Origin of the sequence: Spirillospora sp. NPDC048823, from assembly GCF_043198445.1 — a bacterium.
Taxonomy (GTDB): Bacteria; Actinomycetota; Actinomycetes; order Streptosporangiales; family Streptosporangiaceae; genus Spirillospora.
In genome coordinates this window covers 26,245-51,175 of record NZ_JBICUT010000025.1, presented here as the reverse complement: position 1 = coordinate 51,175, position 24,931 = coordinate 26,245, and the positions used below count along the sequence as shown (strand labels likewise).

Annotated in this window: 29 protein-coding genes; 15 read left to right on the top strand and 14 right to left on the bottom strand. The window is 71.3% G+C overall.

All coding sequences use genetic code 11. From position 1 onward, the window contains the following. Positions 1–138: 138 nt before the first annotated feature. A complete protein-coding gene (locus ACGFK0_RS36135) occupies positions 139–2,226 on the bottom strand; it encodes a tetratricopeptide repeat protein (RefSeq protein ID WP_392913037.1) in 2,088 nt (695 codons plus the stop codon). Between ACGFK0_RS36135 and ACGFK0_RS36130 the strand changes: the two genes are divergently transcribed. The 5 genes from ACGFK0_RS36130 (at position 2,219) to ACGFK0_RS36110 (ending at position 5,925) form a co-directional block, all read left to right on the top strand. Further along, positions 2,219–2,800, top strand: a complete 582-nt coding sequence (locus tag ACGFK0_RS36130; RefSeq protein ID WP_392913036.1) for a class I SAM-dependent methyltransferase — start codon at positions 2,219–2,221, stop codon at positions 2,798–2,800. The two genes, ACGFK0_RS36135 and ACGFK0_RS36130, sit on opposite strands and share 8 nt — an antisense overlap. Positions 2,801–2,965: 165 nt before the next feature. Next, positions 2,966–3,742, top strand: coding sequence for an ATP-binding cassette domain-containing protein (locus tag ACGFK0_RS36125; protein WP_392913035.1), 777 nt, complete (start codon positions 2,966–2,968; stop codon positions 3,740–3,742). Between the two features lie 2 nt (positions 3,743–3,744). Beyond that, a complete protein-coding gene (locus ACGFK0_RS36120) occupies positions 3,745–4,509 on the top strand; it encodes a hypothetical protein (protein ID WP_392913034.1) in 765 nt (254 codons plus the stop codon). Between the two features lie 129 nt (positions 4,510–4,638). Beyond that, entirely contained in the window at positions 4,639–4,824 is a 186-nt protein-coding gene (locus tag ACGFK0_RS36115) for a hypothetical protein (protein WP_392913033.1), read from the top strand. A gap of 357 nt (positions 4,825–5,181) precedes the next feature. Continuing rightward, complete coding sequence (locus ACGFK0_RS36110) at positions 5,182–5,925, top strand: SDR family NAD(P)-dependent oxidoreductase (protein ID WP_392913032.1); 744 nt, start codon at positions 5,182–5,184, stop codon at positions 5,923–5,925. 31 nt (positions 5,926–5,956) lie between these two features. Here ACGFK0_RS36110 and ACGFK0_RS36105 read toward each other — a convergent pair whose 3' ends face one another. Next, entirely contained in the window at positions 5,957–6,148 is a 192-nt protein-coding gene (locus tag ACGFK0_RS36105) for an SAM-dependent methyltransferase (RefSeq protein WP_392913031.1), read from the bottom strand. Between ACGFK0_RS36105 and ACGFK0_RS36100 the strand changes: the two genes are divergently transcribed. Further along, a complete protein-coding gene (locus ACGFK0_RS36100) occupies positions 6,132–6,338 on the top strand; it encodes a hypothetical protein (protein ID WP_392913030.1) in 207 nt (68 codons plus the stop codon). The two genes, ACGFK0_RS36105 and ACGFK0_RS36100, sit on opposite strands and share 17 nt — an antisense overlap. Before the next feature lie 40 nt (positions 6,339–6,378). On the opposite strand, the gene ACGFK0_RS36095 is transcribed toward ACGFK0_RS36100, so the two are convergent. The 3 genes from ACGFK0_RS36095 to ACGFK0_RS36085 all read right to left on the bottom strand — a co-directional run bounded on the left by ACGFK0_RS36095 (position 6,379) and on the right by ACGFK0_RS36085 (position 9,390). Beyond that, positions 6,379–7,662 (bottom strand): MFS transporter, encoded by a 1,284-nt coding sequence (locus ACGFK0_RS36095; RefSeq protein ID WP_392913029.1) that lies wholly within the window; start codon positions 7,660–7,662, stop codon positions 6,379–6,381. Continuing rightward, entirely contained in the window at positions 7,659–8,843 is a 1,185-nt protein-coding gene (locus ACGFK0_RS36090) for a PLP-dependent cysteine synthase family protein (RefSeq protein ID WP_392913028.1), read from the bottom strand. The genes ACGFK0_RS36095 and ACGFK0_RS36090 overlap by 4 nt, the downstream gene beginning before the upstream one ends. A 94-nt stretch (positions 8,844–8,937) precedes the next feature. Further along, positions 8,938–9,390, bottom strand: coding sequence for a hypothetical protein (locus ACGFK0_RS36085; protein ID WP_392913027.1), 453 nt, complete (start codon positions 9,388–9,390; stop codon positions 8,938–8,940). A 724-nt stretch (positions 9,391–10,114) separates the two neighbouring features. On the opposite strand from ACGFK0_RS36085, the gene ACGFK0_RS36080 reads away from it, so the two are divergent. Beyond that, positions 10,115–10,627, top strand: a complete 513-nt coding sequence (locus ACGFK0_RS36080; RefSeq protein ID WP_392913026.1) for a TetR/AcrR family transcriptional regulator — start codon at positions 10,115–10,117, stop codon at positions 10,625–10,627. A 670-nt stretch (positions 10,628–11,297) separates the two neighbouring features. Here ACGFK0_RS36080 and ACGFK0_RS36075 read toward each other — a convergent pair. Both ACGFK0_RS36075 and ACGFK0_RS36070 read right to left on the bottom strand, forming a co-directional pair. Beyond that, positions 11,298–11,789, bottom strand: a complete 492-nt coding sequence (locus tag ACGFK0_RS36075; RefSeq protein WP_392913025.1) for a nuclear transport factor 2 family protein — start codon at positions 11,787–11,789, stop codon at positions 11,298–11,300. After that, positions 11,786–12,661 (bottom strand): TIGR03619 family F420-dependent LLM class oxidoreductase, encoded by an 876-nt coding sequence (locus tag ACGFK0_RS36070; protein ID WP_392913024.1) that lies wholly within the window; start codon positions 12,659–12,661, stop codon positions 11,786–11,788. The genes ACGFK0_RS36075 and ACGFK0_RS36070 overlap by 4 nt, the downstream gene beginning before the upstream one ends. A 177-nt stretch (positions 12,662–12,838) precedes the next feature. On the opposite strand from ACGFK0_RS36070, the gene ACGFK0_RS36065 reads away from it, so the two are divergent. Next, positions 12,839–13,777: an IclR family transcriptional regulator gene (locus ACGFK0_RS36065; protein WP_392913023.1), complete on the top strand. Its 939-nt coding sequence runs from the start codon at positions 12,839–12,841 to the stop codon at positions 13,775–13,777. Positions 13,778–13,803: 26 nt separating this feature from the next. Here the strand turns inward: ACGFK0_RS36065 and ACGFK0_RS36060 are convergent, their stop codons facing one another. Both ACGFK0_RS36060 and ACGFK0_RS36055 read right to left on the bottom strand, forming a co-directional pair. After that, positions 13,804–14,106, bottom strand: a complete 303-nt coding sequence (locus ACGFK0_RS36060) for a flavin reductase family protein (RefSeq protein WP_392913022.1) — start codon at positions 14,104–14,106, stop codon at positions 13,804–13,806. Between the two features lie 146 nt (positions 14,107–14,252). After that, entirely contained in the window at positions 14,253–15,086 is an 834-nt protein-coding gene (locus ACGFK0_RS36055) for an SDR family NAD(P)-dependent oxidoreductase (RefSeq protein ID WP_392913021.1), read from the bottom strand. A 144-nt stretch (positions 15,087–15,230) separates the two neighbouring features. Between ACGFK0_RS36055 and ACGFK0_RS36050 the strand changes: the two genes are divergently transcribed. From ACGFK0_RS36050 to ACGFK0_RS36035, 4 genes are read left to right on the top strand one after another with little or no spacing between them, the layout of a single operon-like run. Continuing rightward, a complete protein-coding gene (locus ACGFK0_RS36050; RefSeq protein ID WP_392913020.1) occupies positions 15,231–16,139 on the top strand; it encodes a VOC family protein in 909 nt (302 codons plus the stop codon). A gap of 5 nt (positions 16,140–16,144) precedes the next feature. Continuing rightward, entirely contained in the window at positions 16,145–16,294 is a 150-nt protein-coding gene (locus tag ACGFK0_RS36045) for a hypothetical protein (RefSeq protein WP_392913019.1), read from the top strand. Next, positions 16,291–17,172 carry a TIGR03619 family F420-dependent LLM class oxidoreductase gene (locus ACGFK0_RS36040; protein WP_392913018.1) on the top strand — a complete coding sequence of 294 codons (882 nt, stop codon included), beginning with the start codon at positions 16,291–16,293 and terminating at the stop codon, positions 17,170–17,172. The genes ACGFK0_RS36045 and ACGFK0_RS36040 overlap by 4 nt, the downstream gene beginning before the upstream one ends. Beyond that, positions 17,169–17,618, top strand: a complete 450-nt coding sequence (locus ACGFK0_RS36035) for a nuclear transport factor 2 family protein (protein ID WP_392913017.1) — start codon at positions 17,169–17,171, stop codon at positions 17,616–17,618. The genes ACGFK0_RS36040 and ACGFK0_RS36035 overlap by 4 nt, the downstream gene beginning before the upstream one ends. A 116-nt stretch (positions 17,619–17,734) precedes the next feature. On the opposite strand, the gene ACGFK0_RS36030 is transcribed toward ACGFK0_RS36035, so the two are convergent. From ACGFK0_RS36030 to ACGFK0_RS36010, 5 genes are all read right to left on the bottom strand, one after another. Then, positions 17,735–18,523, bottom strand: a complete 789-nt coding sequence (locus ACGFK0_RS36030; protein WP_392913016.1) for an SDR family NAD(P)-dependent oxidoreductase — start codon at positions 18,521–18,523, stop codon at positions 17,735–17,737. Further along, positions 18,520–19,254 (bottom strand): SDR family NAD(P)-dependent oxidoreductase, encoded by a 735-nt coding sequence (locus ACGFK0_RS36025; RefSeq protein WP_392913064.1) that lies wholly within the window; start codon positions 19,252–19,254, stop codon positions 18,520–18,522. The genes ACGFK0_RS36030 and ACGFK0_RS36025 overlap by 4 nt, the downstream gene beginning before the upstream one ends. Continuing rightward, positions 19,191–19,556: a hypothetical protein gene (locus tag ACGFK0_RS36020; protein ID WP_392913063.1), complete on the bottom strand. Its 366-nt coding sequence runs from the start codon at positions 19,554–19,556 to the stop codon at positions 19,191–19,193. Before ACGFK0_RS36020 ends, ACGFK0_RS36025 begins: the two co-directional genes overlap by 64 nt. Positions 19,557–19,826: 270 nt before the next feature. Then, positions 19,827–21,041 (bottom strand): alpha/beta hydrolase family protein, encoded by a 1,215-nt coding sequence (locus tag ACGFK0_RS36015; protein ID WP_392913015.1) that lies wholly within the window; start codon positions 21,039–21,041, stop codon positions 19,827–19,829. Continuing rightward, a complete protein-coding gene (locus ACGFK0_RS36010) occupies positions 21,038–22,543 on the bottom strand; it encodes an FAD-binding protein (protein ID WP_392913014.1) in 1,506 nt (501 codons plus the stop codon). The genes ACGFK0_RS36015 and ACGFK0_RS36010 overlap by 4 nt, the downstream gene beginning before the upstream one ends. Positions 22,544–22,697: 154 nt before the next feature. On the opposite strand from ACGFK0_RS36010, the gene ACGFK0_RS36005 reads away from it, so the two are divergent. The 3 genes from ACGFK0_RS36005 to ACGFK0_RS35995 are packed head-to-tail and all read left to right on the top strand — an operon-like array spanning position 22,698 to position 24,906. Beyond that, a complete protein-coding gene (locus tag ACGFK0_RS36005; protein WP_392913012.1) occupies positions 22,698–23,321 on the top strand; it encodes a TetR family transcriptional regulator in 624 nt (207 codons plus the stop codon). Between the two features lie 48 nt (positions 23,322–23,369). Continuing rightward, complete coding sequence (locus tag ACGFK0_RS36000) at positions 23,370–24,119, top strand: SDR family NAD(P)-dependent oxidoreductase (RefSeq protein WP_392913011.1); 750 nt, start codon at positions 23,370–23,372, stop codon at positions 24,117–24,119. 10 nt (positions 24,120–24,129) lie between these two features. Then, a complete protein-coding gene (locus ACGFK0_RS35995; RefSeq protein ID WP_392913010.1) occupies positions 24,130–24,906 on the top strand; it encodes an SDR family oxidoreductase in 777 nt (258 codons plus the stop codon). Positions 24,907–24,931 lie beyond the last annotated feature (25 nt).

Below are 24,931 nucleotides of genomic sequence, written 5' to 3'. Positions count from 1 at the left end.
GCGACCCCGCTCGCAACCCTCACCGCCGGCCCGGCAGCCACAGAGGTCACGGGCGAACGCGGGTGCCGAGGCGGTCCAGGTCGCGCGGTGGATCAACGAAACCGAGCAGGGACGCGCCCGGCTGGAAGGGGCCGCGGCTCAGTCGTTCAGCCTGGTGAGCAGTATGCGCGCCTGGTCGGCGAAGCCTTCGTGGCCTGCGTCCAGGGCGCGGGACAGGTGGGCGGCGGCCGCCGGGAGGTCGCCCTGGGCGTGGCGGATCTCGCCGGCCCGGTAGGCGGACTCGCCGATCAGCTCCGCGTTGTCGGTTCCCATGGCCAGGCACAGCTCGTAGAACCGGACGGCCGAGTCGCGGTCACCCTGCCAGTACGCCAGCTCGCCCAGGTGCGCGGCCGCCATCGGCCCGTTCCCGGCGGAACCGGAGTCGATCACGGCCTGGTACCAGCGGAGCGCCTCCGGCCAGTCGCGCGCCTGCTTGGCCAGCGAGCCGAGGTACATCTTGGCCATCTCGACGACCTGGTCGCTCCGCCCGCCGGGGGTCTCGATCGCGGCCAGGTAGAGCTCGCGGGCGCGGGCCGGGTCCTCCTCGTGGTACGTCCGGCCGAGGGAGAGGCGGGCGTGCTGGACGACGTGCGAGTCGCCCTCGATGAGCGGCGTCAGGATCTCCCGCGCCTCCGCGTACTCGCCCGCGTCCACCAGGTCGTCCGCGCGCAGCCATCGCGCGGCCGGATCCGGTGTGGCGTCGCCGTCCGAGGGGTCGACCAGGCGGCTGCCGGCGATGAGCTGGACGGTCTCGTCCGGGTGGCCGGCCAGCCGCTCGAAGATCTCCCGTGCCCGGTCCGGCTCGCCCACGGTGCCGCACAGGTCCGCGAGCCGGATCTCCTCCTTCGGTTCGAGCGGGAATCCCAAGCCGGCGTCGAGGTAGCGCAGCGCCGCCGCGGTGTCGCCCGCCTCCGCCAGTTCGGTCGTCCGCGCTTCCACGACGCCGATCGCGAGGTCGCGCTTGCCCGTCCGCGCGGCGAGCGTAAGCGCTTGGACGGCCAGATCGTGCCGGCCGTCGCCGTAGGCGCTGTTGGCGATGCCGAGCAGGTTGTTCGCGGCGCCGTCGGCCCACTCGGCCACGTCGTCGTCCCCGTTCATCAGGGCGACTTGGGCGAACGCCTCGCACGCAGTGGCGAGGTCACCGCTGAGCACCGCGATGTTCCCCCGGTAGGTGACGGCCTTGGCCCGCAACCGCTCCGTGCCGGCCGCGGCGAGGACGTGCTCGACCTCCGCCATGGCGGTCTCCGTGTTCCCCTGCCGCTGGAGGAGCCGGGCGAGATCGAGGCGCAGTTCGCCGGGGAACTCGGACTCGTTGATCACCTGGGCCGCGGCGATGCCCAGCCGGAACTCGCGCATGGCGCCGTCCAGGTCGTCCTGCTTCTCGCGGAGCAGGCCCAGCAGCCGGTGGCCGTGCGCCACGGTCAGCGGATCGCCGGTCGCGGTGGCGCGGTCGGCGAAGAGTGCGGTGTCCGCTGGCCGGTCCTGCTCGTACAGCGTCCGGATCAGGTGGCGGAGCGCGGTGTGCGCGGCCGGGTGCTCGATGGCGGCGGCCCGCTCGTAGGCGTGGACGGCCTCGTCAGCGTCGTCCGCCAGCGAGCCGAGTTCGTTCCACGCCCGGACGGCCTGCTCCGGCGGCGCCATCTCGGCGACCGGCCTCAGCAGCCCGCGGGCGCTGTCCGGATCGGCCTCGGCGCGGGCCATCGCGACCGCGATGACCGTCTGGCACGCCGCCTCGAAGTGGCCGGTGTTCCGCAGCTCCGCGAGGACGACGATGGCGGCGCCGTCCCCGCCGGTCAGTGCGGCGTACAGCGCGGTCAGCTCCGGCCGTGCGGCGGGCAGGTCGTGGAGCCGGATCCGGTCCGGCTCGCCCGCGAGTTCCAGCCCGAGCGCGTAGTAGGCGTGGGCGTTGGGCACGTCGGCGTCCGCGGTGCAGAGCAGGGACGCCTCCTGGACGATCGCGAGTACCTTGGCGTGCTTCCCGGCCTCGGCGGCCTGGGCGAGCAGGCGCATGGCGGTCTCGTGGTCACCGGTGGCGGCGGCGTGCCGGGCGAGCTCCGCGTACTGCGCGCCAGGCGAATCGGGCGGGCCGTCCACCGGAAAGGCCGCGGCGCTCCTGCGGTAGACGCGTGCGGCGGCCCTGTCGCCGTGCTCGTCCGCGGTGGCCGCGTACTTCTCGGCGATGCTCACGGCGTCGCCGGGCGCGCCCCCGGCGGCGGCCAGCCACAGGGCGCGGGCCGCCAGGGCCGGGTCCCCCTTCTCGTCGGCGAGGGCGGCGACGGTCCTGGCCGTCGAACCCGAACCACACCTGCGGCGGCTGGCCGAAGCCGCCGCGGCGCGGGCGCCCGTCCACGCCGAGGTGATCGACGGGGCCGCCGACCGGCTCCCGGCCGCCGACGCCTCCTGCGACGCGGCCGTCGTCTCGCTGGTGCTGTGCACGGTGCCCGACCCCGCCGTCGCGCTCGCCGAGATCCACCGGGTGCTGCGCCCCGGCGGGCAGTTGCGGTTCCTCGAACACGTCAGAGCCGACACCCCCGCCCGCCGCCGCGTCCAGCGCCTGGCCGACGCCACCGTCTGGCCGCTGCTGAACGGCGGCTGCCACACCGGACGCGACACCGCCGGCGCCATCGAACGCGCCGGATTCACCGTCACCCGACTGGACCGGCTCACCACCGCCGACACCGGTATTCCCGCCCCGGCCGTCCCGCAGATCCTCGGCACCGCCCAGCGGCCCGCCGACCCGCCGCCCGCGAGCACGCGATGAGCGCAACGCAGACGCCGGGCACCGGGTCCGCGATCGAGGCCCGCAACCTGACCAAGCGCTTCGGTGCCGTCACGGCGGTCGACGATGTCAGCTTCACAGTGGAGACAGGCTCGATCACCGGGTTCCTGTGGCCCCAACGGCGCGGGCAAGACCTCGACCCTGCGCATGCTGCTCGGCCTGGTCACCCCCGACTCCGGGCGGGTGAGCATCAGCGGCCGGCGGTACACCGACCATCCCCGGCCCGGTGATGAGGTGGGGGCCGCACTGGAGGCCACCGGGTTCCATCCCGCCCGCAGCGGCCGCGACCACCTGCGCGTGTACTGCACCGTCAACCGCTACCCCCACGCCCGCGCCGACGAGGTGCTGCAGCAGGTCGGACTGGCCGAGGCGGCCCGCCGGGCGGCCGGTGGCTACTCCCTGGGAATGCGGCAGCGTCTCGCCCTGGCCACCGCGCTCCTCGGCGACCCGCGAATCCTGATCCTGGACGAACCCGCCAACGGCCTGGACCCCGAAGGCATCGCCTGGCTGCGGCGCTTCCTAAAACAGTTGGCCGCCGACGGCCGGACCGTCCTGGTCTCCAGCCACCTGCTGGCCGAGGCCCAGCAACTCGTCGACCACGTGATCATCCTCGACAGGGGACGCCTCGTCCGCCAAGGGCCCCTGGCGGACCTCGGCCGGCCACTCGCCACCACCACGGTCCGCAGCCCCAGGGCCGCCGCACTGGCCACCGCCCTGGAAACGGAACTGAACGGCTCCGGACCGGCCGCGGCACGGGTCGAGCACACCGGCCCCGGGGAACTGACCGTGATCGGGATACCGCCCGAGGAGGTCGGCCGCCTGGCCCACCGCCGCGGCATCGAACTGCACGAGCTCACCAGCACCGGCGGCGACCTGGAACGGATCTTCCTCGCGCTGACCGCCACAAGCCAGGAGCAGACCTGACGATGACCCACCTCCTCATGGGCGAGTTCCACAAACTGGTCACCACCCGGCTCTGGCTATGGCTGCTGCTGGCCTCCATGGCGCTGACCGGCCTGTACGCCACCCTGCTCATAGGCTTCTCCGACGACGGCGACACCTGGACCCCGCCGCTCTCGACCGCGGCCGGTCAGCAGACACTGTTCGCGGTCGCCGCCGGCGGCGCCAACACCCTGGTCGCCGTTCTGGGCGCCATCTCCATCACCGGCGAGTTCCGGCACAGGACCGCCACCGCGACCTTCCTGGCCACCCCGCACCGCAGCCGCATCGTCGCCGCCAAACTCATCACCAGCGGCATCACCGGGATCGGCTACGCGCTGGCCTGCCTGAGCGTCGTCACCGCCATCGCGATCCCGTGGCTGGCGGCCAAGAACATCAGCCTGACCCTCACCGGCAACGGACTGCCCGCCACCATGCTCGGCGTCATCACCGACATCACCATCTTCGCCCTCATCGGCGTCGGCGTCGGCGCGCTCGTCCGCAACCAGGTCGCCGCCGTCGTCGCACTGCTGATCTACCGGTTCGTCGCCGAGCCGATCCTCACGGGCGTCCCCGCCCTCACCGACTGGACGATGTACCTGCCCGGTTCGGCCTCAGCCTCGCTGACCCAGATCTCCCTGACCAACCAGCAATTCCTGACCCCATGGCAAGGCGGACTGGTCCTGGCGGGTTACGGCGTCGCCTTCGCCGTGGCCGGAACACTGACCTCGATCCGCCGCGACATCACCTGAACAGCCACACGCTCTCTCCGAAACCGCCCTCTGCAACCGACCCGCCCGCTGCGATCAGCGGCCGTGACATGACACAGGACGGCCCCACAGCCCAGCCGACGCCCGCCTCGGCAGCGTTCCGGCGCCCAGGTGGCGGCGAACTGGTCGAACAAGGCGGTGACGAACCCGCCGCGTCCCCGCGTCCAGGCACGGCGCCGCGAACCTCGCCGCACACGAATGCGCGGCGACGCAACGGGCATAGGCGTCGCCGTGGACGCGGAGCAGGTGCGGCTCCTCGACCGCACGGATGTGCAACTCGATCGCGCGGCCCGGTGACCGGGCGCGATGCGGGGCTGCCGACAGCCAGAGAGGGGCATCATCAGCCTGCCGTATGTCGAAACGAGATACTGCTCGAATTATGGACGTTCTCGCCAGTAAACGGCAGTGCATCAGCGGAGCCGTCCGCGCTGGATGTCGATAGCCGGCATGCGCGCCGTGGACGGAGTAGCAAATATCTGAAGGAGTTGTGCCGCGCCCTGGCCGACCACCAGCCCAGTGACGGCCACGACGACCTGGCCATCCTCACCCTGCGCACCCCCACCACCGGGCCATGACGGGTCATAACGCCCGCACACGCGGGCATGAGTGATCCGACAGCAACACCGGCAAAGGGCAACCAGCCCGGGGGCGACAATGGACCTGGACGGCAAAGCGGCGATCGTGACCGGCGCGGCACGCGGCATCGGAGCCGCGATCGCCACCGCGCTGCAGGCCGACGGCGCCCGCGTAATGATCATCGACGTGCTCGACCGCGACGGTGCGGCCCTGGCCGAACAGCTGGGCGAGCACGCCGCCTACGTACACGCCGACGTCACCGACCCGGCGCACTGGCACGCTGCCGTCAGCGAGACCGAACGGCTGTTCGGCCCGGTGGCGGTCCTGGTCAACAACGCCGGAATCGTGGAATTCGGTCCCATCGCCGAGCAGCCGGCCTCCTCGTTCCGCCGCGTGATCGATATCAATCTGTTCGGGGCCTGGCTGGGCATGCGCACCACGCTGCCGTCCCTGCGCCGCGCGGGCGGTGGCTGCATCGTCAACATCTCCTCCACTGCCGGCTTGATGGGATACGCCGGCCTTGGTGCCTACACCGCCAGCAAATGGGCGCTGCGCGGGCTGACCAAGACTGCCGCCCTGGAACTGGCCGCCGACCGCGTCCGGGTCTGTTCGGTGCACCCTGGCCCCATCCACACCCCCATGACCGCCGGCATGGACGACGCCGTCACCGCCGCCCAGCCGATCCCCCGCTTCGGCGAACCCGACGAAGTCGCCCGGATGGTGCACTTCATCATCACCGGTGCGACCTACTCCACCGGCAGCGAGTTCCTCGTCGACGGCGGCGCCGTCACCGGCATCACCCCGCAGGTGACCCCGCACTGACATTGTTCTCCGCGAGCTGCAGCCACGGTCCTCACCCGGTCGCGCACACCGGGTCGACGGCGTAATTTTCCTTGCCGTCCAATAGGTAGTCGTAGATCCGGGCCGGTGAGGCCTTGTCGGTGTCGATGGGCAAGTCGGCTGCCTGCTCGGGGGCGAGCGGCACCAGGGTCGGGCGGGGCTTGTAGTCCAGGCCCGGGTCATTGCGGGTGATCTGGGCGGCCACCGGGCACCTGCTGCTGGCCGCCGGCCTCGCCGGCTACGCCGCCGCCCACACCCTGCCCGTCCTCCTGGCGGCGACGGTGCTCTGGAGCCTGGGCGATCTGCTGCCGCGCTGTGCACACCGCACCCGCCGCGATCACCGACCGGAACAGGCCCACTCCCGACCCCGAGAACCGAACATCTCCTCGTCGTGATCCCGACACGCAAACCGACCGGCCGCACCTGCCCGGGTCGTCACACGCGGACGGAATCACGTGGGCGATCGGGCACCGGAGTCAGGTGCCCGGTGCGCGCGAGAGCCCGGATCGCCAGCGCGCAGGCCAGGCCCACGAGCGTGAGCGTCCACCACGGCAGGCCGGGCATCCCGGCGTCGCGTCCGGCATCGAGCGCGGCGCCCGTGAGCATGTTGCCGATCGCGATGCCCGCTCCGGCCACGGTGTTGTAGAGGCCGTAGTAGGTGCCGACCATCTCGTCGCCGCCCAGGGTCGCGATGGTGGCCATTTCGAACGGGTAGGTCACCATGGTGGCCAGGGTGAGCAGACCGGTGCCGGCCAGGATGGGTGTGATCGCCGCCGTGTAGTCGAGGAACCCGGTGACGCCCGCCTGCGCGTCGGAGGTGGCGGCCGCCAGGCCCATAGGGACGAACGAGAGTCCCATCAATGTCAGCCCGCGGGCGAGGGCCTGGGCAGGTGTCCAGTGTGCCTTGACCCATGAGGTGACACGGACCTGTCCGCTCACGGCGAGGGCTCCGGACACGACGAACACGAGTGTGACGCCGAACTCCCCGCCGGTCACGCGGCGAACCTCGATGGGCAGCCCGAGGTAGACCTGGAAGTTCAAGACGTAGGACCCGGCCATCGCCAGGGAGAACAGGACGAAGGCGCGGTTGGACAGCGCCGTCCGCCAGTCCTTGACCACCGAGCCGCCGGCGCCCGCGCGGCTGCCGCGCCGGGCGGGCAAGGCCTTTGCCTGGGCGACGGACAGTACCGCGAACAGACCGGCCGCCACCAGGCAGGTGACCCGGAACGCGATGCCGCCCAGCAGCAGCCCGATGAGCGGACCGACCAGGATCCCCAGCTGGTAGAAGACGTTGAAGGCCGCGAAAGCCTCGACTTTCCGGTCACCGGCCTCATGCGCCAGGTACGCGCGCACCGCGGGGTTGAACAGCGCCCCGGCGAGTCCGGTGAGCGCCGAGGCCAGGATGAGGACGGGCAGCGCCTCGGCGACGCCCAGCAGCGCGAACCCGACCGTGCGGAGCGCGAGCCCCACCAGGATCATCGGCTTGTAGCCGAGCCGGTCGGCCAGGCTTCCGCCGACCAGGAACATGCCCTGCTGGCTGAGGTTGCGCACGCCCAGCGTCAGACCTACCAGCCAGGCCGCCATCCCGAGCCCGGTGGACAGGTGATCGGCCAGGTAGGGCATCAGCATGTAGAAGCCCAGGTTGATGGTGAGCTGGTTGACCATCAGCAGCCTCACCGGCCGGTCGAACGACCGGAACTGGGTGACCGTGGCCCTCACAGTCCCGCCCCCGCCCGGGCGCCGGCGGGAACCGTCACGTTCGCGCAGCGGGTCCAGCTGGTGACCTCGCGTTCGGCCGGATGGGCGAGTTCATCGGGCTTCTCGGCCGGGACGACGCCCAGCAGCCCGTGCCGCGAGCAGTACGCGTCGTCGAAGACCGTCCCGAAGTAGCGCTGCGGCCCGTCGGGGAAGACGGCCGCGATGCGGTGATCTCCCGGACCCGTCCGGGCGAGCCAGGACGCGACCAGCGCGACGGCCCCCACGCTCCACCCGCCGGTGGCGTACCTTGCGCGGGCCAGCATCCGGCAGGCCCAGACCGCCTCGCCGGGCGCGACCCAATGGACCTCGTCGAAGGCGTCGTAATCCACGTTGCGGGGGTAGATGCTGCTGCCCAGCCCCCGCATGAGCCGTGGCGCGGCGGGCTGCCCGAAGATGGTGGAACCGACGGTGTCGACTCCGACCAGGCGCATGTCCGGGTACATTCGCCGCAGGACGCGGGAGACCCCCGCACTGTGGCCTCCCGTCCCGACGCTGCAGACCAGCACGTCGATGCGACCGGCCTGTCCCGCCAGTTCCAGCGCCAATCGCTCATAAGCGGCCACGTTGTCCGGGTTGTGGTACTGATCGGGGCAGAACGCGCCGGGCTCGCGTTCGCGCAACTCCCGAACCCGCTGTCGCCGCGCCTCCTGCCAGCCGCCGACCGGATGAGGGGCCGGCACCACGTCCACCCGGGCGCCATGAGCGCGCAGCAGATTGATCATCAACGGTTCCAGACCCGGATCCGTCACCAGCGTCGCCGGGTGGCCGTAGGAGATGGCCGCGAGCATGAGACCGAGCCCGAGGGTACCGCTGGTGGACTCGATGATCGCGCCGCCCTGTGCCAGCTCCCCGCGCTCGCGAGCACGGGCGATCATATGGAGCGCCGGACGGTCCTTGATTCCGCCGGGATTGGCGCCCTCGATCTTGGCCCAGAACCCGTTCTGCGTCTGTCCGAGCAGGTCGGGAACCCACAAGACGGGCGTGTTCCCGACAAGTCGGGCGGGCGAGTGGTATGTGTCGGCGCCGACGAGGCGACCCGAGACGGTGAGGATGTCCAGCGTTTCATGATCGCGCAGATCGGTGGTGTCCAACGTTTCTCTCCCGAGACGCGGCTCGTACAGGTAGCGGCGAGAAACGGTCATGCTCGACGCCTTCCCGGCGGACGTGCCGAGAGGGGTGGAACCGTCGCGGGACCCGTGAGCCCGGAAGGTCAATGCCGACGCATGACCGAGCTGATCACAGCCGGGCCACGCAGAGCACGTTCAGGAGCCGGACTCCGCTCAGGGGCCGATGGCAGCCGCATCGTCGGCGGCGCGCGTTCGAGGCCAGGAGCGATTCGACTTTGCGGGACGCTCCCAATGACCCCACCACGAAGAGGACCCCGAAGAGCATCAACGCCAGACGGAACGGTTCGGGCGACAACGCGGACCCGTCGCAGTCGCCATGCGGTGCATGGGGGAGATGGTCGACATCCGCATCACCCTGGGAATGCCCGGCTGGCGCATGGAAGTGAGGAACCGGGCTCGAGGACGACGGTGCGAGGTGCGTTCCCGAATGCGCCGACCCGTCATCGTGGACGCTGGGCAGACACAGGACGAAGTACAGCGACGACACGGCGATCAGCAACAGCGAAAGGCCATGCCCCGTAGCATGACCTCGCTCAGTTTGTTGACCGACCGCAGCGATCACGTGGCTCAGTGTAGTCATGTGCACGTTTGCTCGTGCGCTGAGTCACTCTGCTGGGCCGCCCCGCACGGTCCGGAGAGTATGGCCGGACCCGTCGGCGGACGGTAGCTGTGTCGGTGCAGGCCTGGTCGTTCACGACGCTGCAGCGCTGTCCTCGGCGGTAATCTTCCCGGAAACTCCGCAATGCCCGGCGCTCCGCCGGAACTTCCGCATAGAGGACAACGGCCTGCGCCTCCTCCGCTCCGCCGCCTGGCCGCGCCCCCGCCCATAGGCCTGCTCAAGCCTCAGGGGGCATCTGCTCATGACATCCCACCCGGGTGACCGGTGGCGGGAACCAAGAATCGCAAGGCGAATGGTCGGCAAGAACAAGGCAGATGCCCCTCGGTCACCTCCGTCACCGTGCCGAAACGGTCCAGCCGACGGCCCGGCCGTCCAACACGCCAGCGCGATGATCGTGCCCGGATGCCCCCGGCCTGGCGGCGCGTACTGGGTTGGACCAGGCTTGCCGACAGGGGCATCCGCGGCCGGTCCCCGGCCGTCACCGTGCGGCGGAATGAGGATGCCCGAGCCCTTCGCCGTGCTCGTCGCCTACTGGAGCGGGCAGGTTGTTCGTGAACACGGCGTATGGTGCTGAATATAGTGTTCCGAAACTTCGAGGGCGTTGATGCCGGCGGCAGGGATGGACCGCAGGGTGCGGCGGACTCGGGAATCTCTTCGCCGTGCGCTGGTGGAATTGATCCTGGAGAGGGGCTACGACCGGATCACCGTGCAGCACATCATCGACCGTGCGGATGTCGGCCGCTCGACCTTCTACGCGCACTACACCGACAAGGATGATCTGCTGCTCAGCAACCTGGAGGACTTGGCTGCGGCGTTCGATGAGCACATGGAGCGCCATATGGCCAGCCGTGCCCAGCCCAATCCGGTGCTGGCCGCGTTCCAGCACGCGGGCCGCCAGCGTGAGGTGTACAAGGCTCTGGCCGGCGAGCGGGGCGCGGAGGTGATGCGGGCCGGGCTGCGCAGCCGGACCAAGCAGGTCATGGCGCGGCAGATACCGCAGTTCCTGCCCCACCGGGACGGTGCGGTGCCGGTGGAGGTCACGACGGAGTTCCTGCTGACCTCGCTGCTCGGCCTGCTGGTGTGGTGGCTGGACAACGACGTGCCGTACACGGCCGAGGAAATGGCCGAGATGTACATGCGCCTCATTGCGCCGGGAATTGAAGGCGCCTACGGAATCTAAACATTTCTGCTGATCTGTTCACTACCGCACTGATCAGTGTTGATCTCGTGGAGGGAGGCGGCCAGAACGGTCGCGGCTGGGGCTGGACTTGTGCTCGACGACCGGAAGGCAGCTGGACGCCGCGAACGTGCGGAGGGCGTTCCGGCTCATCACCAGGAAGGCGAGGATCGGGGAGTCCTGGTCTCCGCGCGAGTTGTGTCACTCATTCGTCTCGATCACGAGTGACGGCGGGGTGCCATCGAGGCGATTGGCGATCTGGGCGCGCACTCCTCCCCGGCGGTCACCGGGTAGGTGTACCGGCACCAGCTCAGTCCGAGATCGCCAGGCGCGCGGGTCGCCGCGCTACACCGCCTGCTACGAAGACCTCAAAGGCAAGATCACATCGGCCGGGACCTTCTCGTCCCAGAAGGAGGCCGACAAGGCCTGGCAGCGCGCCGAGGCCGAGGTCGGCAAGGGCAGGGACCTCAACCTCAACCTCAACCTCAAGCGAGGACGGCAGACCTTCAAGAAGTACGTCGAGGAGACCTGGCTGCCCAACCACGAGGTCGAGCCGACCACCATGCAGAGCTACCACTACTCCATCTACAAGCACGTCATGCCCGACGGGCGGTGCTGCTCGGCCGTACCCCGCGGCCGGAATGGATCAAAAGCCCGAGATAGGCCCTCTCGGTCAGCGGTGGCGGACGGCCTCCGGAAAGTGGGAGGCGAGGAGGTCGGGGGATTCCGCGCGGCCGTCCAGGACCCGGTTGGTGCGGTTGACGGCGCGCCAGCCGTGCTCCGTACGGCGCAGGTGCCAGTGGTTGGCGGTGGCGCGGCGCAGGATGAAGCCGTCCCGGTTGACGATCATGAGGGTGCAGCCGACGGCGGTGGCCTCGTCGCCGTCGAGGGTGACGTGCGGCGGGCCGACGAAGTGGGCGCAGCCGCCGGCGATCCAGCGCTGGTGGTTGGACGAGCGGACCATCCCCTCGATCTCGGGCCGCCCGGTCATCAGGATCTCGTCCACGTCGTAGACGCCGCCGGGCTCCCACAAGGCGGCGACGTCGCCGGCGCAGCCGCTGTCGACGAGGGGGCCGTAGGACAGGATCAGGCGGGTGATCTCCCGCTCGTCCTCCAGGGCGCGGAGGCGATCTTCCAGGGCGGCGAGGCGGGATTCCACGGTCACAGCTTCTCCTCGAAGGTCAGGCCGTAGCCGCCGGCCAGATCCCGCAGGGCCGCCAGTTGCTCAAGGTAGTGCGCCGCGGACGCGGACGCGAACTTCACGCCGGCGATCGTGGCGCCCGCGTCGCGGAGCCCGGTGAGGGCCGTGCTCGCGGCCTCGGGGTCGGCCAGCGGGTCCAGCGGACGGGACGGGGCCAGGACCACGTCGAAGCCGGGCGGGACGTCGGCTTCGCGCAGCATCTCGGCCAGGGTCTTCAGCGGGAGGCCGAATGGCACCCAGCCGTCGGCGGTCAGGGCGCGGCGCAGGGACCGTCGCGACCGGCCGCCGATCCACAGCGGGACGTGCTCCTGGACGGCGTGCGGCTCCACCACCAGGCCCGAGAAGTCGTAGTGCGGGCCGTGGTACTCGGGGAGGCGCCGCCCCAGCGAGGCCTGGAGAGCGGCCAGGGCGTCGTCGGCGCGGGCGCCGCGGCCGGCGAAGGGGGCGCCGAGCAACTCGAACTCCTCCTCCAGGCTGCCGACGCCGAGCCCGAGCACCAGCCGGCCACCGCTGACCAGGTCGAGCGTCCCGTACCGCTTGGCGATCGCTAGGGGGTGGTGGTAGCCGAGCACGAGGACCTGCGTGGCGAGCCGGACGCGGGACGTCCGGGCGGCGATGTAGCCGAACGTGGCGAGCGGGTCCCAGTAGACGCCGCCGCGCTGCTCGGCGGCCTCAGCGGGCACGGCGACGTGCTCGCTGCAGGTGACGTGGTGGTAGCCGAGCCGGTCGGCGGTCTCGGCGATCGCCGCGATCTCCTCAATCCCCGCGTCCCGCTCCCAGGCGGCGTTGCCGGGCGGCGGCTGTGCCGCCACCGGCGTGACGATCCCGATGCGCATCGTTGCTCCCCTCATCAGCAGGAAAACGTTCTATCACGTGAGCCGCAGGGACCTGAGCACCGGTTCCAGCGGCTTAGGCTCCGCTGACCTAGGGATACGACCCTCTTCACAGGACACCAAGCGGTTGCTACATTCCAAATAACAAGAATTCATTTCAGTCTGGTTCTGGGAGGTGCGATGACCGAGGCGATGATGCGCGGAGCAGCGGCGCCGAAGGCCATGACGGTGGACGCGCTGCGGGCGGCGACGGCGCGGCGGGAGTCGCCGCCGTCGATGATCGAGCGGATGACGCTGATCCTGGACGCGTTCAACGGGCCGACGGCCCGGCTGACGCTGGAGGACGTCGCGCGCCGCACGCAACTGCCGCGCTCGACCGCGCACCGGATCCTGGACCAGCTGGTCAAGCAGCGCTGGCTCGCGCACCACTCGTTCGGCTACGGGCTGGGCCAGCGCGCGCTCGGCCTCGGCGGGCAGGACGGCGGGCACGGCAAGATCCGCGAGGCGGCGGCCCCGCAGCTGCACGAGCTGCAGGTCACCACCGGGCTCGTCGCGCACCTCGCCGTCCTGGACGGCGCCGAGGTCTACTACCTGGACAAGCTCGGCGGGCGGCTCGCCGCCTCCGTGCCGTCGCGGGTCGGCGGGCGCGCGCCGGCGCACTGCACCGCGCTCGGCAAGGCGATGCTGGCGTGGCTGGAGCCCGAGCAGGTGGACGCGCTGCTCGGCGAGAACATCAGCCGGTTCACCAGCCGCACCATCGGCGAGCTGGGCACGCTGCACCAGGAACTGCACCGCGTCCGGCGGCGCCGGGGCCTGGCGTTCGAGCGCGGCGAGTCGTTCGCCGGCATCTCCTGCGTGGCGGCGGCGATCCGCGGCGACGAGGGCCCGGTCGCCGGCATCTCCCTGGTCGGCGACATCCGGACGCCGCTGGAGAACCTCGCGCCGCTGGTGGTCACCGCCGCCCGCGATACCGCGCAGATCCTGTTCCCCGGCTCGGCGGCCGGCACCGCGCGCCCGCGCGGCCGCCGCTGCGTCCGCCGTGCGGGCGAGGAGTCGACATGGTCGCCGGAGACGATGAACCGGCTGCTCGCCGTGGACGGACGCGGCACCTGGATGTGACGCCGCGCCCGGACGGGGTCGGGCCGTCACCCCCAGCCCCACCGGTCCCCGAGGCCCCACGGGGAGACCGCCCAGTCGAGTCCCGCGAACTTCCGGCCACGGCTGGAGCCGAAGCGCTCGCACAACTCGCGCTGCTCCTCGCCGAGCACGTTCACGCGGAAATGCCCGGCCGTGCGGATCCGCGGCCAGGACCGGCCGCGCTTGTCCGCGCAGAACAGGATCAGCGGCGGCTCCAGCGACACCGACGAGAACGACTGGCAGGCGAAGCCGACCGGCTCGCCGCCGTCGACGGCGGCGAGCACGGTGACCCCGGTGCCGGACTCCGCCATCGCCTTCCGGAGCTCCGCCGGGTCGGGCGCGGGGCGCCGGACGGCGTGCCGCCGGTCTCTGCGGCCCGATGCGGTCCATGATCTGACCCTTCGGGGATGAAAGTGCCGGGGCCGTGAGCAACTCCACGACCCCGGCACGCCGGTCGTTAGAGGAGGCCGAGGTCTTGGACGAGTTTGGGCGTCCAGACGACGCGGCCGAGGACCTTCTCAGCGTCCGGGTGCGTGACGAGCCAGACGACAGCCGCCGCTGGAGCCTCCTCGGGCGTCGCCTCGAAGCCCTTGTCCTTGAGGGAGTCGAGGCCGCCGCGCGCCGCTCCCGCGTCCGTGATGACGAAGCCGGGATCGAGGTTGAACGCTCGGATCCCGTTCTTGAGGTATTCGGCGTTGATCGCACCGGCGAGCCGTCCGAAGGCCGCCTTGGACGCCGAGTACGCCACGCCCCAGCCGCCCTCACCGGGGGGTCCGGGCGGATCGCTGGTCGCCGAACCCGAGCACAGGTTCACGATCGTCCCACCGCCCTGGTCGAGCATCGCAGGCAGGACGGCCTGCAGCAGGACGATCTGGTTCAGGAAATTGCCGGTGGCCAGCTTTTGGGCGACCTCCACGTCCAGGTCGAGGAAGCGTTCGTGGGTGCCCGCTATGTGCGCGACCGCGTTGTTGACCAGGACGTCGATGCCGCCCCACGCGTCCAGCACGGACTGCGCGGCGGCCCGGACGCTCGCCCGGTCGAGCAGGTCCATCCGGACGGGCAGGGCCCGCACGCCGAGCGCCTCGATCTCCGCTTTCGTCCGCGCCAGGCTGCCGGGGACGGGGATCGCCGCCGCCGCGCCGTGCCGCGGCGGTATCCGGCCCTCGCCCTCCGCGGCGGTCCGCGCGGTGAACGCGACGTCGTACCCGGCGGCGGCCAGCGCGAGCGCCGTCCGCCGGCCGATGCCCCGGCTCGCCCCGGTCACCAGCGCGACCGGTCTCGTTGCTGTCATCTCACGATCCTCACCGGTCGTCCGGCCAGAGCCGCCGCGCGACTCTCACTGAGCGAGAAGGTCCAGGCGGCCGGCCACGCGGTTTGGCAGGTTGAGCAATGGACCGCCGCTGCGCGGGCCGCGACATCGAAGGGATCCAGGACAGTGACGCAGATCCGAGGGCTGGGTTATCTCAAGGTCCAGACCCGGCACATCGGCCGCTGGCGCGAGTTCGCCCTCGAAGGGCTCGGGTTCGCCGAAGGCAGCGGGCCGGACCCCGACGGCCTGTACCTGCGCATGGACGAGCGCCGGTCGCGCCTGCAGGTGCTGCCCGGCGACGCCGACCGGGTGCTGGCCGTCGGCTGGGAGGTGCGCGACCAGTACGCGCTGGCCGCCGTACGCGAGGCCGTGGAGAAGTCCGGGACGGACGTGACGGCGCTGAAGCCCAAAGAGGCCGCGGCGCGCGACGCCGAGGAGGTCATCGCCTTCACCGACCCCGGCGGCACGCCCCTGGAGGTGTTCTGGGGCCCGGTGCTCGACCACAGCCCGGTCCGCACCGGCTTCGCGCAGAAGTTCGTCACGGGCGCGATGGGCATGGGCCACGTCGTCCTGCCCACGCCGAACCTCATGGAGGCCGCCGCGTTCTACGCCGAGGTCCTCGGGTTCCTGCCGCGCGGCGCGATGAAGGTCGGCGGCCCGGTCCGGATCCGGTTCATGGGCGTCAACCAGCGGCATCACAGCCTGGCGATCTGCCCCGCGCCGCACGGCGGCGACCCGGGCCTGGTCCACCTGATGGTGGAGGTCGACACCCTCGACGCGGTCGGCATCGCGCTGGACGCGGTCAAGGAGAGGGGCTTCTCGATCTCCTCGACGCTCGGACGGCACACCAACGACAGGATGGTGTCGTTCTACGTCCGGGCGCCCGGCGGCTGGGACATCGAGTACGGCTGTGAGGGCATGCTCGTGGACGAGACGCACTACACCGCCGAAGAGATCAGCAAGGACAGCTACTGGGGCCACGACTGGTCGGGGTCCGAGCCGCTGGCCGCGTTCGCCCCGCAGAAGAAGGGCTGACGCCGATGGCGAAGCCTTCGGTGGAACCGGTCGCCGCCGCCCAGGTGGAGTTCGACCACGAGTGCGACGTCCTCGTGGTCGGCTTCGGAGCCGCCGGCGCCGTCTTCGGCCGCCGCGGCGGCCGGGCTGCCTCCTCTGGGAAGGGTTCCGAATGAACTACGCCGTCCTGCTGCCCGTGGCGGCGGGCGTCACCGCTGATCCGGCGTGGATCGGCGCGTACGTCCGGCACGCCGAAGTCTGCGGTTTCGAGTCGGTCTGCGCGGTCGAGCACGCGGTGGTGGCAAGCTCCTATTCGAGCGTGTACCCGTACAGCGCGTCGGGGCGCATGGAGCTGGCGGACGACCTGGACATCCCCGACCCTCTTGACCTGCTCGCGTTTCTGGCGGGGCAGACGTCGCGGATCGGGCTCGCCACCGGCGTGCTCGTCCTGCCCAACCACCACCCGGTGGTGCTGGCCAAGCGGCTCGCCACGATCGACGCCCTGTCGGGTGGACGACTGCGGCTGGTCGTCGGGATGGGCTGGATGCGCGAGGAGATCGAGGCGTGCGGCGTCGGCTTCGACTCGCGGGGGCGGCGCGGCAACGAGCAACTGGAGGTGCTCCGGAAGCTGTGGGCCGACACGGCGCCTTCGGGGGCTTCACATGACGGGGAGTTCTTCCAGTTCAAGGGTGCGATGAGCTACCCGAAGCCCGTCCAGAAGGGTGGCGTGCCCATTCATGTGGGCGGGCACACCAAGGCCGCCGCGCGCCGTGCCGGTCGGTACGGGGACGGGTTGCAGCCGCTGGGCGTGGCGGGGGGCGAGCTGCGTTCACTGGTCGCGCTGATGCGGGAGGAAGCGGAGAAGAACGACCGCGACCCGGACGCGCTGGAGCTGACGCTCGGCCATTCGCTGTCGGCCGTCACACCGGAGAAGGCGGAGAAGCTGGGTGCTTTGGGGGCGGGCCGCCTCGTCCTGGGCGGCAAGCCGACCGTCGACCTCAACGAGGCGAAGGACGAACTGTCGGCCTGCGCCGAGCGCCTCGGCCTATCATGACGCTGCCTTGGGGGGACCGGGTCGAACTCCTCGACCTGGTCGCCCGGTACGCGCTGTACGCCGACCGCCGCGATTTCTCCGGCCTCGGGAGCCTGTTCACCGACGACGCCCTCCTCGTCCTGCCCGACCCGCCGAAGGAGCTTGGCCCGGTGCGGACCTTCAACGGACGGGACGACATCGTGGGGTCGCTGTCGTCTTTGTGCGACATCCCGATGACGTCACACGAACTCGTGGGCCAGGTATTCGAGGCGGACGGGACCGGTCACATCGCGTGCGTGGCGCACCACCTGACCGAACGGGAACCGGGCAAGCCGTCCGACCTCGTCTGGCACCTGCGCTACACCGACACGTACCGGCGTTCGGACGGCGGCTGGCGGTTCGCGAGGCGTGCTCTGCAGATCGACTTCATCGAGACCCGCCCCGTCCGGAGGTGGCGTGTTGGCTGACCGGGTGAGCGTGGTCGGCCCAGGGGCGGGAAGGTTTCCCGGCCCCTGGGCCGTGTCGAGCGTGCGCAGCCTTGACCGACCGCTCAGGCGCCTCTATGAGGCGCATGTCAGGGAGGTCAGGACGGGTCCGGGAGCATTCGCCTCATGGCCTCGTGGGCGCCCAGGACCTTGCGGTCGCGCGGGAAGCCCGCCCGCTTCTGGGCCGCCTCGTAGTTGCCGCCGGCGACCCAGACCGGGCCGTCCTTGAGGTGCTCCAGGCCCTCGCGGGCGATGTCGTCCGGTTCGGCGACGTTCAGGCCCGGCATGTCCATGTCGAGGCCGGCGCGTTCCATCGCCGGAGTCCGCGTCACGCCGAGGACGAGTTCCAGGACGTCCACCCCGTACTCGCGCATCTCCAGCCACAGCCCCTCGGCGAACACCCGCCCGAACGACTTCACCGCCGAGTAGATGCTGATCTGCGCCTGCCCCATGTACCCGGCGAGCGACCCCACCAGCAGCAGGCCGCCCCGGCCGCGGGACTTCATCAGTGCGCCGAAGTGGTGCGTGAAGGCCAGCTGCGCGGTGATGTTCAGGTCGATGACGCCCCGGAAGCGGTCCAGGTCGCCGGTGACGAACTCGTGGCCGTAGCTGTTCGCGCCCGCGTTGAGGATCAGCAGGCCCACGTCCAGGCCGTCGGTGACCTCGCGGACCTTCTTCAGCGGGTCGGGGGAGACGAGGTCCAGCTCCAGCGTGCGGACCTCCACCCCCTTCGCCCGGACGGCCGCCGCGGTCTCCGCCAGCGGGCCGGGCTTGCGGGCGATCAGCACCAGGTTCAGGCCCGCGTCGGCGAGCCGGTGGGCGAACGCGGCGCCGACCCCCTCCGAGCCGCCCGCGATGACGGCCCACGGGCCGTACTCGTCGATCATTGTTCTCCGTCCAGGTCCGGGGTCCAGGCGACGCCGTTGATGTGCGAGCCGCCGTCCGCGAACAGGGTGTTTCCGGTCAGGTAGCGGGCGCCCTCGGAGGCGAGGAACACCGCCACAGGTGCGATGTCGGTCTCCGGGTCGCCGAGGCGGCCCATCGGGTTGGCGCGGTCGGCGGCGGCCTCGATCTCCGGATGCTCGGCCGCCATCCGCCGGAACGCCGCGCTCTTGGCGCCCGGGCAGATCGCGTTCACGACGACGCCGGTCGGCGCCCATTCGCGGGCGGCCGTGCGGGTCAGCGTCCGGAGGGCCTCCTTGGCCGAGTTGTACTCAAGGGTCCCCATGTGGGCGTTGACCCCGTTCAGCGAGCACATGTTGATGACGCGTCCCCACCCGCGCCCCTTCATATGGGGGAACGCGGCCTGCATCGCCCACAGCGGGCCGTAGTAGCCCATCGCGAAACCGCGGACGAGCTGTTCGTCGGTCTTGTTCTCGACGCGGCCGACGGTTCCGGCGCCCCAGGCGTTGTTGACCAGGATGTCCACCGAACCCCAGGTCTCGACAGCCTCCGCGATCATGGCGTTGACCTGCGCCTTGTCGGTCACGTCCGTCTGGACGAACCGGGCGTTCTCCCCGATCTCGGCCGCCACCGCGGCGCCGGTCTCCGCGTTCAGCTCCGCCACCAGGACGCGGGCGCCCTCGGCGGCGAAGCGGCGGGCGACGCCTCGTCCGATGCCGTCGCCCGCTCCCGGCGCGCGTCCTCCCGGGTCACGCCCTTCATGATCTGCGTGGCCGTCTGGTTCTCGAAGATGTTCTTGAAGTACGTCGGGAACGACTGGTGGATGTAGAAGAAGTGCGCCATGTCGACGATGTTGTCCATGACCTCGCGCGCGTTGGTGTGGACGACCGTCTCGGTCCAGCGCCAGTCGGTCCAGTCGTCGCGGGTGGCGCCCTCGATCACCGGGATCGTCACGTCCGCCGGCGGCTTGTTCCCCTCCGGGTCGTTCCAGACGAACAGCAGCTTGTCCTGCTCCATCGTCGGCCACGCGGCGGTCCGGGCGCGCAGCGGGACGCGGCGCGCGTACGGGATCGACTTGCAGCGGCCGTCACCGAGGTCAGCGTCCTGAACGGCGAGTCCTGGTGGCCGGGACGCTGAGCCCCGGACCGGGACGCGGGCTTGATCTGCTGCGATAGAACACGCCCTCTCCATGTGGGGGCGCGGCGTCTTCGGCCTGAAGGTGGAGGACAACCTCGTCCGGCATGCGGCGGCCCGCTGCCGCCCGGAGGCGGCGGCAGGCCGCGGCGGTCAGCAGGTGGTGGGTGGGGTTTCGTTGTTGCGGAGGGACTTGGCGAACTCCAGGCCGGCCTGGAAGGAGGCGTTGATGCTGCCTCGGTGGTCGGCGCCGGCGAACTCCTGGTAGGCGATGTTGCCGTAGCGCTTGCAGAGGTCGTTCACGACGTTCCGTGTCGCGGCGGGAGAGACCTCGCGGTCGGCGCCGCCCTGCGCCACCAGCGTCGGGACCTTGATGTTCAGGCCGAGCGCTTCCTGCGAGTCGTAGTAGTCCTCGAACCGGGTGAGGTCGGCGTCCGGGCGGAACACGTTGTTCAGCGGCAGGCTCGCGCTGAGCTGCTTGAGCTGCAGCAGGCACGCGTTCGTCCGGCCCGCCTTGGCGACGGCGGCGGCGTCGTCGGTCAGGAGGTCCTCGGGGACGAACGTCGGGTCGGCCGCGTGGTAGCCGTTGAGCAGGACGAACAGGAACGGCAGCGCGATCTCGGCGCCGGGGTACTGCGCCTTCACGTACTTCGCGGTCTGGCTCATGTTCGAGCCGGGCCCGATCGCCACGGCGCCCTTGAGGCGGATGTCGCGGGGCTCCTGCGCGGCCGCGGCCGTGTAGAGCGTCGCCTGGCCGCCCTGGCTGTGGCCCGCGACGAACCAGTCGCGTCCGATGCGGTGGTCGGCCTTACGGGCGGCGCGGACGATGTCGGTGACCGTGTTCGCCTCGCTGGCGCCGTTCATGTACGGGTGCTCGCCGGGGGTGCCCATACCCTCGTAGTCGGTCTGGACGACGGCGAAGCCGTGCTGCACCCAGTTGTCCAGGTACTGCTCGGTGATCGACAGGTAGTCGCGGGCCGGGCCGTTCGCGGTGTCGGCGGACGGGGCGCACCTGTCGGCGGTCCCGGTCGTGCCGTGCGCCCAGCTCAGCACCGGCCAGCCGCCGGGCGGGGGTGTGCCCTTCGGGACGGCGACGGTGCCCGTGACCGTGATCCGCTTCCCGCCCACGCCCTCGGACGTGTAGGTGACGAACCGGTTCTTCGCGGCGCTCGGGAGCGCCGCCGCGTTCGTCAGCGGACGCTGGCTGATCAGGTTCCCGCGCTGCCCCGGCGGGACGTGGCCCGCCTCGGCGTTCGCGGGAACCGCGGTGACTTCGGGCGTGCCACCGCACGCGGCCGTGCCGATAGCCACCGTCCCGGCGGCGGCGACCGCCGTGACGACGCGCCCCATGGCCCTGACAGATCTCACGTGTCTCTCCTCATCTTCTGGACCGCGCGGTAGGCGAAGGCCACCGCCGACCCGATCGGGATGCCCGGTCCGGGGTAGACCGGGCCTGTGAACGAGGCACTGGTGTTGCCGGCCGCGTAGAGCCCGGTGATGGGACGGCCGGAGCCGTCCAGGACACGGCCGTCCGGGTCGGTGCACAGCCCGCCCTTCGTTCCGAGGTCGCTCAGGACGATCTTCGCTGCGTAGTACGGCGGCCTGTCCACGGCGACGAGGCAGGACCTTCCGCCGGCGAAGTACCGGTCGTAGGGGTCCTCGCCGCGGTGGAAGTCGTCGTCCACGCCCTTCTCGGCGAAGCCGTTGAAGCGTTCGACGGTCTCGGTCAGGACGTCCGCGGGGAGGCCGATCTTCCCGGCCAGTTCCGCCAGGGTCCCGGCCTGGACCCACTGCCCCGACGCCACCTGCTCGTCGGCCGTCAGCGGCGGGACGGAGATCGCCGGCAGCCCCTGCGATCGCGCGTCGAAGATCAGGTGGAAGGGGCCCTCGGCGGCGGCGAGGCGCCGGCCCATCTGGTCGTAGGGGAGCGACTCGTTGGCGAAGCGCCGCCCGGAGCCGTCCGTGATGAGCCCGCCCCGGAAGCCGAGCGTGAACGCGGGCCGCCCGTCCGGGGTCAGCAGGCCGGGGCAGAACCACGCCTGGTCGAGCTGCCCGGTGGACGCGCCGATCCGCACCGCCGCCTCGATCGCGTCGCCGGTGTTCGCGCCGTCGGGGGCCATCGTCCAGTCCGCGCCTCCCGGCACGTCGCGCGCGGCGCGCAGGGCGGCCGACGACTCGAACCCGCCGGCGGCCAGCAGCACGCCGCGCGACGCCCGCAGCCGGAGCCCGCCGGCCTCGGCGCCAACGACCCGGCCGTCCTCCACGATCAGGCCGGTCAGCGGGGTCTCGGTGCGCACGACGCCGTTGCCGGTGGCGGTGAACGCCAGCAGCAGCCGCCCGATCAGCGCCCGCCCCTGCGCCATCGGCTCGGACGCCGAGTGACCGCGCCCCGCCCGATCGCGGTCGACTGGCGGGCGCACCAGCCCGGCCAGGTCCCCGAGCTGCTCGACCGGCAGCTCAAGCGGCACGAACGAGCGCCCCATGTCCATGCGTCCGGGCGCGTCGAAGTAGTCGGGGAACGCCTGGAACCGGAATTCGAGCGCCGGGTCCTTCTCCAGGAACTCCACCACCTGGGGCGCCGTCTCCAGGAACGCCTCGCGGTGGGCCTCGCCGTCATCGCCCAGCAGCGCCCGCAGATACGTGCGCGCCGACCCGGTCGAGTCACCGATCCCGGCCCGTTCCTGCACCTGCGTGCCCGGCAGCCAGATCGCCGACCCGGAGTACGCGGACGTTCCGCCGAGTACCTTCGTCTTCTCCAGGACCAGGGTCCGCAGCCCGGTCGACGCCGCCGCCAGCGCGCCCGCCATCGCTCCGGCGCCCGAACCGGCCACCACCACGTCGTATTCGTCGTCCCACCGGGCATTTCCCACTTGAATCCCCTCCCGATCTATGCGCGCACAACGTAAGTGCGGGTGGTGCCGCAGCGGGACGCTCCGTCCCACTGACCGGTATCGGTGATCGCGGGGATGACACTCGAACTGGATATTGTTCCTTGTCAGCAAACCGATGGACGGGAGGGGGGCCGTGGCGAGGATCGCAGCGGCGAGGATGTCCGCCGAGCCCAGCTCACCCGAGCAGCACGACCGGCGGCAGCGCATCCTGCGGGCCGCCTCGCGCATCGGCATGGAGAAGTCCCTCGAACGCGTCCAGATGCACGAGGTGGCGAAGGCCGCCGGGGTCGCGATCGGCACCCTGTACCGGTACTTCCCGTCGAAGGTCCACCTGTTCACCGCGGTGATGGCGGCGCAGGTCGACCGGCTCCGCGAGCAGGTCGCCGAGCCCGCGCCCGGCGTCGCGCCCGAGGACGCCGTCGCCGACCTGCTGGTGCAGGCCAGCCGGAACCTGATGGCGCAGCCCGTGCTGTCGGCGTCGATGCTGCACGCGTCGAACACCGCGCACGTCGCGACCGTCGCCGACACGATCCACATCGACAACACGTTCCGGGAGATCCTGCTGCGCGCCGTGGGCATCGAGGTCCCCACCGTGCAGGACGTCACGCTCGTCCGGCTGCTGATGCAGTGCTGGTACGGGGTGCTCCAGTCGAGCCTGAACGGCCGCGCGTCCATGGCGGACGTGGAGAGCGACATCCGCCTCGCCTGCCGGCTCCTCCTCGCGCCCCGGTCGAACGCCGCGCGCCCCTCCCAGTGATCGGGATGGTCCCGGCGGACGGTCCGGGACCGCGGCTAGCGTGCCGCCATGAATCGCTATGACGGCGTGAGAGTGCTGCTCACCGGGGCTGGGTCCGGCATCGGACGGGCCACGGCGATCCGCCTCACCACCGAGGGCGCCGCGGTCTACGGCGTGGACATCTCCGACAAGGGCCTGGCCGAGACCGCCGAGGCGGTCACCGGGCCCGGCACCATCAGCACCCGCACGGCCGACGTGACCGACGAGGCCGCCGTGATCGCCGCGGTGGCGGGCGCGGCCGAGACGCTCGGCGGCATCGACGTCCTCGTCAACGTGGCCGGCGTCCACAAGACCACCCCCATCGAGACGCTGACGGTGGCGGACCTGAACCGGCTGTTCTCCGTCAACCTCGTCGGGACCGCCCTGTTCTGCCGCGAGGCGCTGAAGCACCTCCCGGACCGGACGGGCGTGATCATCAACACCGCCTCGCTGTCGGCGACGCAGGGCAACCCGTACATGACGGCGTACTCGGCGTCCAAGGGCGCGGTGCTGGCGTTCTCCCTCAGCCTCGCCGCCGAGCTGGCCGCCCGGCGCATCCGGGTCGTGCCGATCTCCCCGGGCGCGGTCGACACGCCGCTGGTCCGGTCCGCCGACATGTTCCCGCCCGGCCTCGACCTCGACTACTTCTCCAAGATCCGGTCCTACTACGGTGCCGCCGATCCGGAGATGATCGCCGCCGCGATCGCGTTCGCGGGGTCGTCCGACGCCGCCTACTACACCGGCGCCGACTTCCGCGTCGACGGCGGCGCACACACCTAGGAGAGTGACCATGGCACGCACCATCGCCGTCAGCGGCTCGGCGTCCGGCATCGGCGAGGCCTTCGCCGGGATGCTGCGGGACGCGGGCGACACCGTCATCGGGATCGACCTGCGCGACGCGGAGGTCTGCGCCGACCTGAGCGTCCCCGAGGGCCGGGCGAGCGCGGTCGGGGAGACGCTGGAGAGGGCCGGCGGGCGGCTCGACGCCGTCGTGGCCTGCGCCGGCGTCTCCGACTTCACGATCATGCCGGTCAAGGTGAACTACTTCGGCGTCGTCGGGCTGCTGGACGGGCTGCGTCCCGCGCTCGCGGCGGCCGAGTCGCCGCGCGCCGCCGTCGTCGCCTCGATCTCCGGCACCCACCCGGTGGACGACGACGTCGTCCGCGCCTGCCTGGACCTGGACGAGCCGGCCGCGATCGCGGCGGCGACGAAGGTCGAGGAGAGCGGCGCCGGCGGCCGGCTGTACCCGTCGTCGAAGTCGGCGCTCGCGCAGTGGATGCGCCGGGTCTGCACCACCCCGGAGTGGGCGGGCGCGGGCATCCCGCTGAACGCGATCGCGCCGGGCGTGGTGAAGACGCCGATGACCGAGCCGCTGTTCGCGGACGAGGCCATGTTCGAAATCATGAACGAGGCCGTCCCGATGCCGCTGAACGGCTACGCCGACCCGGAGGTGATCGCGGAGGCGCTGCGCTGGCTGATCTCCCCGGTCAACAGCCACATGACCGGCCAGGTCATCTACGTGGACGGCGGCGCCGAGGCCACCCTGCGCGAGGCGTCCCTCTTCTGAGCACGACCGGATGGAACACCGGTGG

Coding starts and splice junctions, on each gene's coding strand:
- ACGFK0_RS36130 (WP_392913036.1), top strand. CDS start 2,219: ATGCTCACGGCGTCGCCGGGCGCGCCCCCGGCGGCGGCCAGCCACAGG.
- ACGFK0_RS36125 (WP_392913035.1), top strand. CDS start 2,966: ATGCTGCTCGGCCTGGTCACCCCCGACTCCGGGCGGGTGAGCATCAGC.
- ACGFK0_RS36120 (WP_392913034.1), top strand. CDS start 3,745: ATGACCCACCTCCTCATGGGCGAGTTCCACAAACTGGTCACCACCCGG.
- ACGFK0_RS36110 (WP_392913032.1), top strand. CDS start 5,182: ATGGACCTGGACGGCAAAGCGGCGATCGTGACCGGCGCGGCACGCGGC.
- ACGFK0_RS36090 (WP_392913028.1), bottom strand. CDS start 8,843: ATGACCGTTTCTCGCCGCTACCTGTACGAGCCGCGTCTCGGGAGAGAA.
- ACGFK0_RS36070 (WP_392913024.1), bottom strand. CDS start 12,661: ATGCGCATCGGGATCGTCACGCCGGTGGCGGCACAGCCGCCGCCCGGC.
- ACGFK0_RS36065 (WP_392913023.1), top strand. CDS start 12,839: ATGACCGAGGCGATGATGCGCGGAGCAGCGGCGCCGAAGGCCATGACG.
- ACGFK0_RS36060 (WP_392913022.1), bottom strand. CDS start 14,106: ATGGCGGAGTCCGGCACCGGGGTCACCGTGCTCGCCGCCGTCGACGGC.
- ACGFK0_RS36055 (WP_392913021.1), bottom strand. CDS start 15,086: ATGACAGCAACGAGACCGGTCGCGCTGGTGACCGGGGCGAGCCGGGGC.
- ACGFK0_RS36045 (WP_392913019.1), top strand. CDS start 16,145: ATGGCGAAGCCTTCGGTGGAACCGGTCGCCGCCGCCCAGGTGGAGTTC.
- ACGFK0_RS36040 (WP_392913018.1), top strand. CDS start 16,291: ATGAACTACGCCGTCCTGCTGCCCGTGGCGGCGGGCGTCACCGCTGAT.
- ACGFK0_RS36035 (WP_392913017.1), top strand. CDS start 17,169: ATGACGCTGCCTTGGGGGGACCGGGTCGAACTCCTCGACCTGGTCGCC.
- ACGFK0_RS36030 (WP_392913016.1), bottom strand. CDS start 18,523: ATGATCGACGAGTACGGCCCGTGGGCCGTCATCGCGGGCGGCTCGGAG.
- ACGFK0_RS36020 (WP_392913063.1), bottom strand. CDS start 19,556: ATGGAGCAGGACAAGCTGCTGTTCGTCTGGAACGACCCGGAGGGGAAC.
- ACGFK0_RS36000 (WP_392913011.1), top strand. CDS start 23,370: ATGAATCGCTATGACGGCGTGAGAGTGCTGCTCACCGGGGCTGGGTCC.
- ACGFK0_RS35995 (WP_392913010.1), top strand. CDS start 24,130: ATGGCACGCACCATCGCCGTCAGCGGCTCGGCGTCCGGCATCGGCGAG.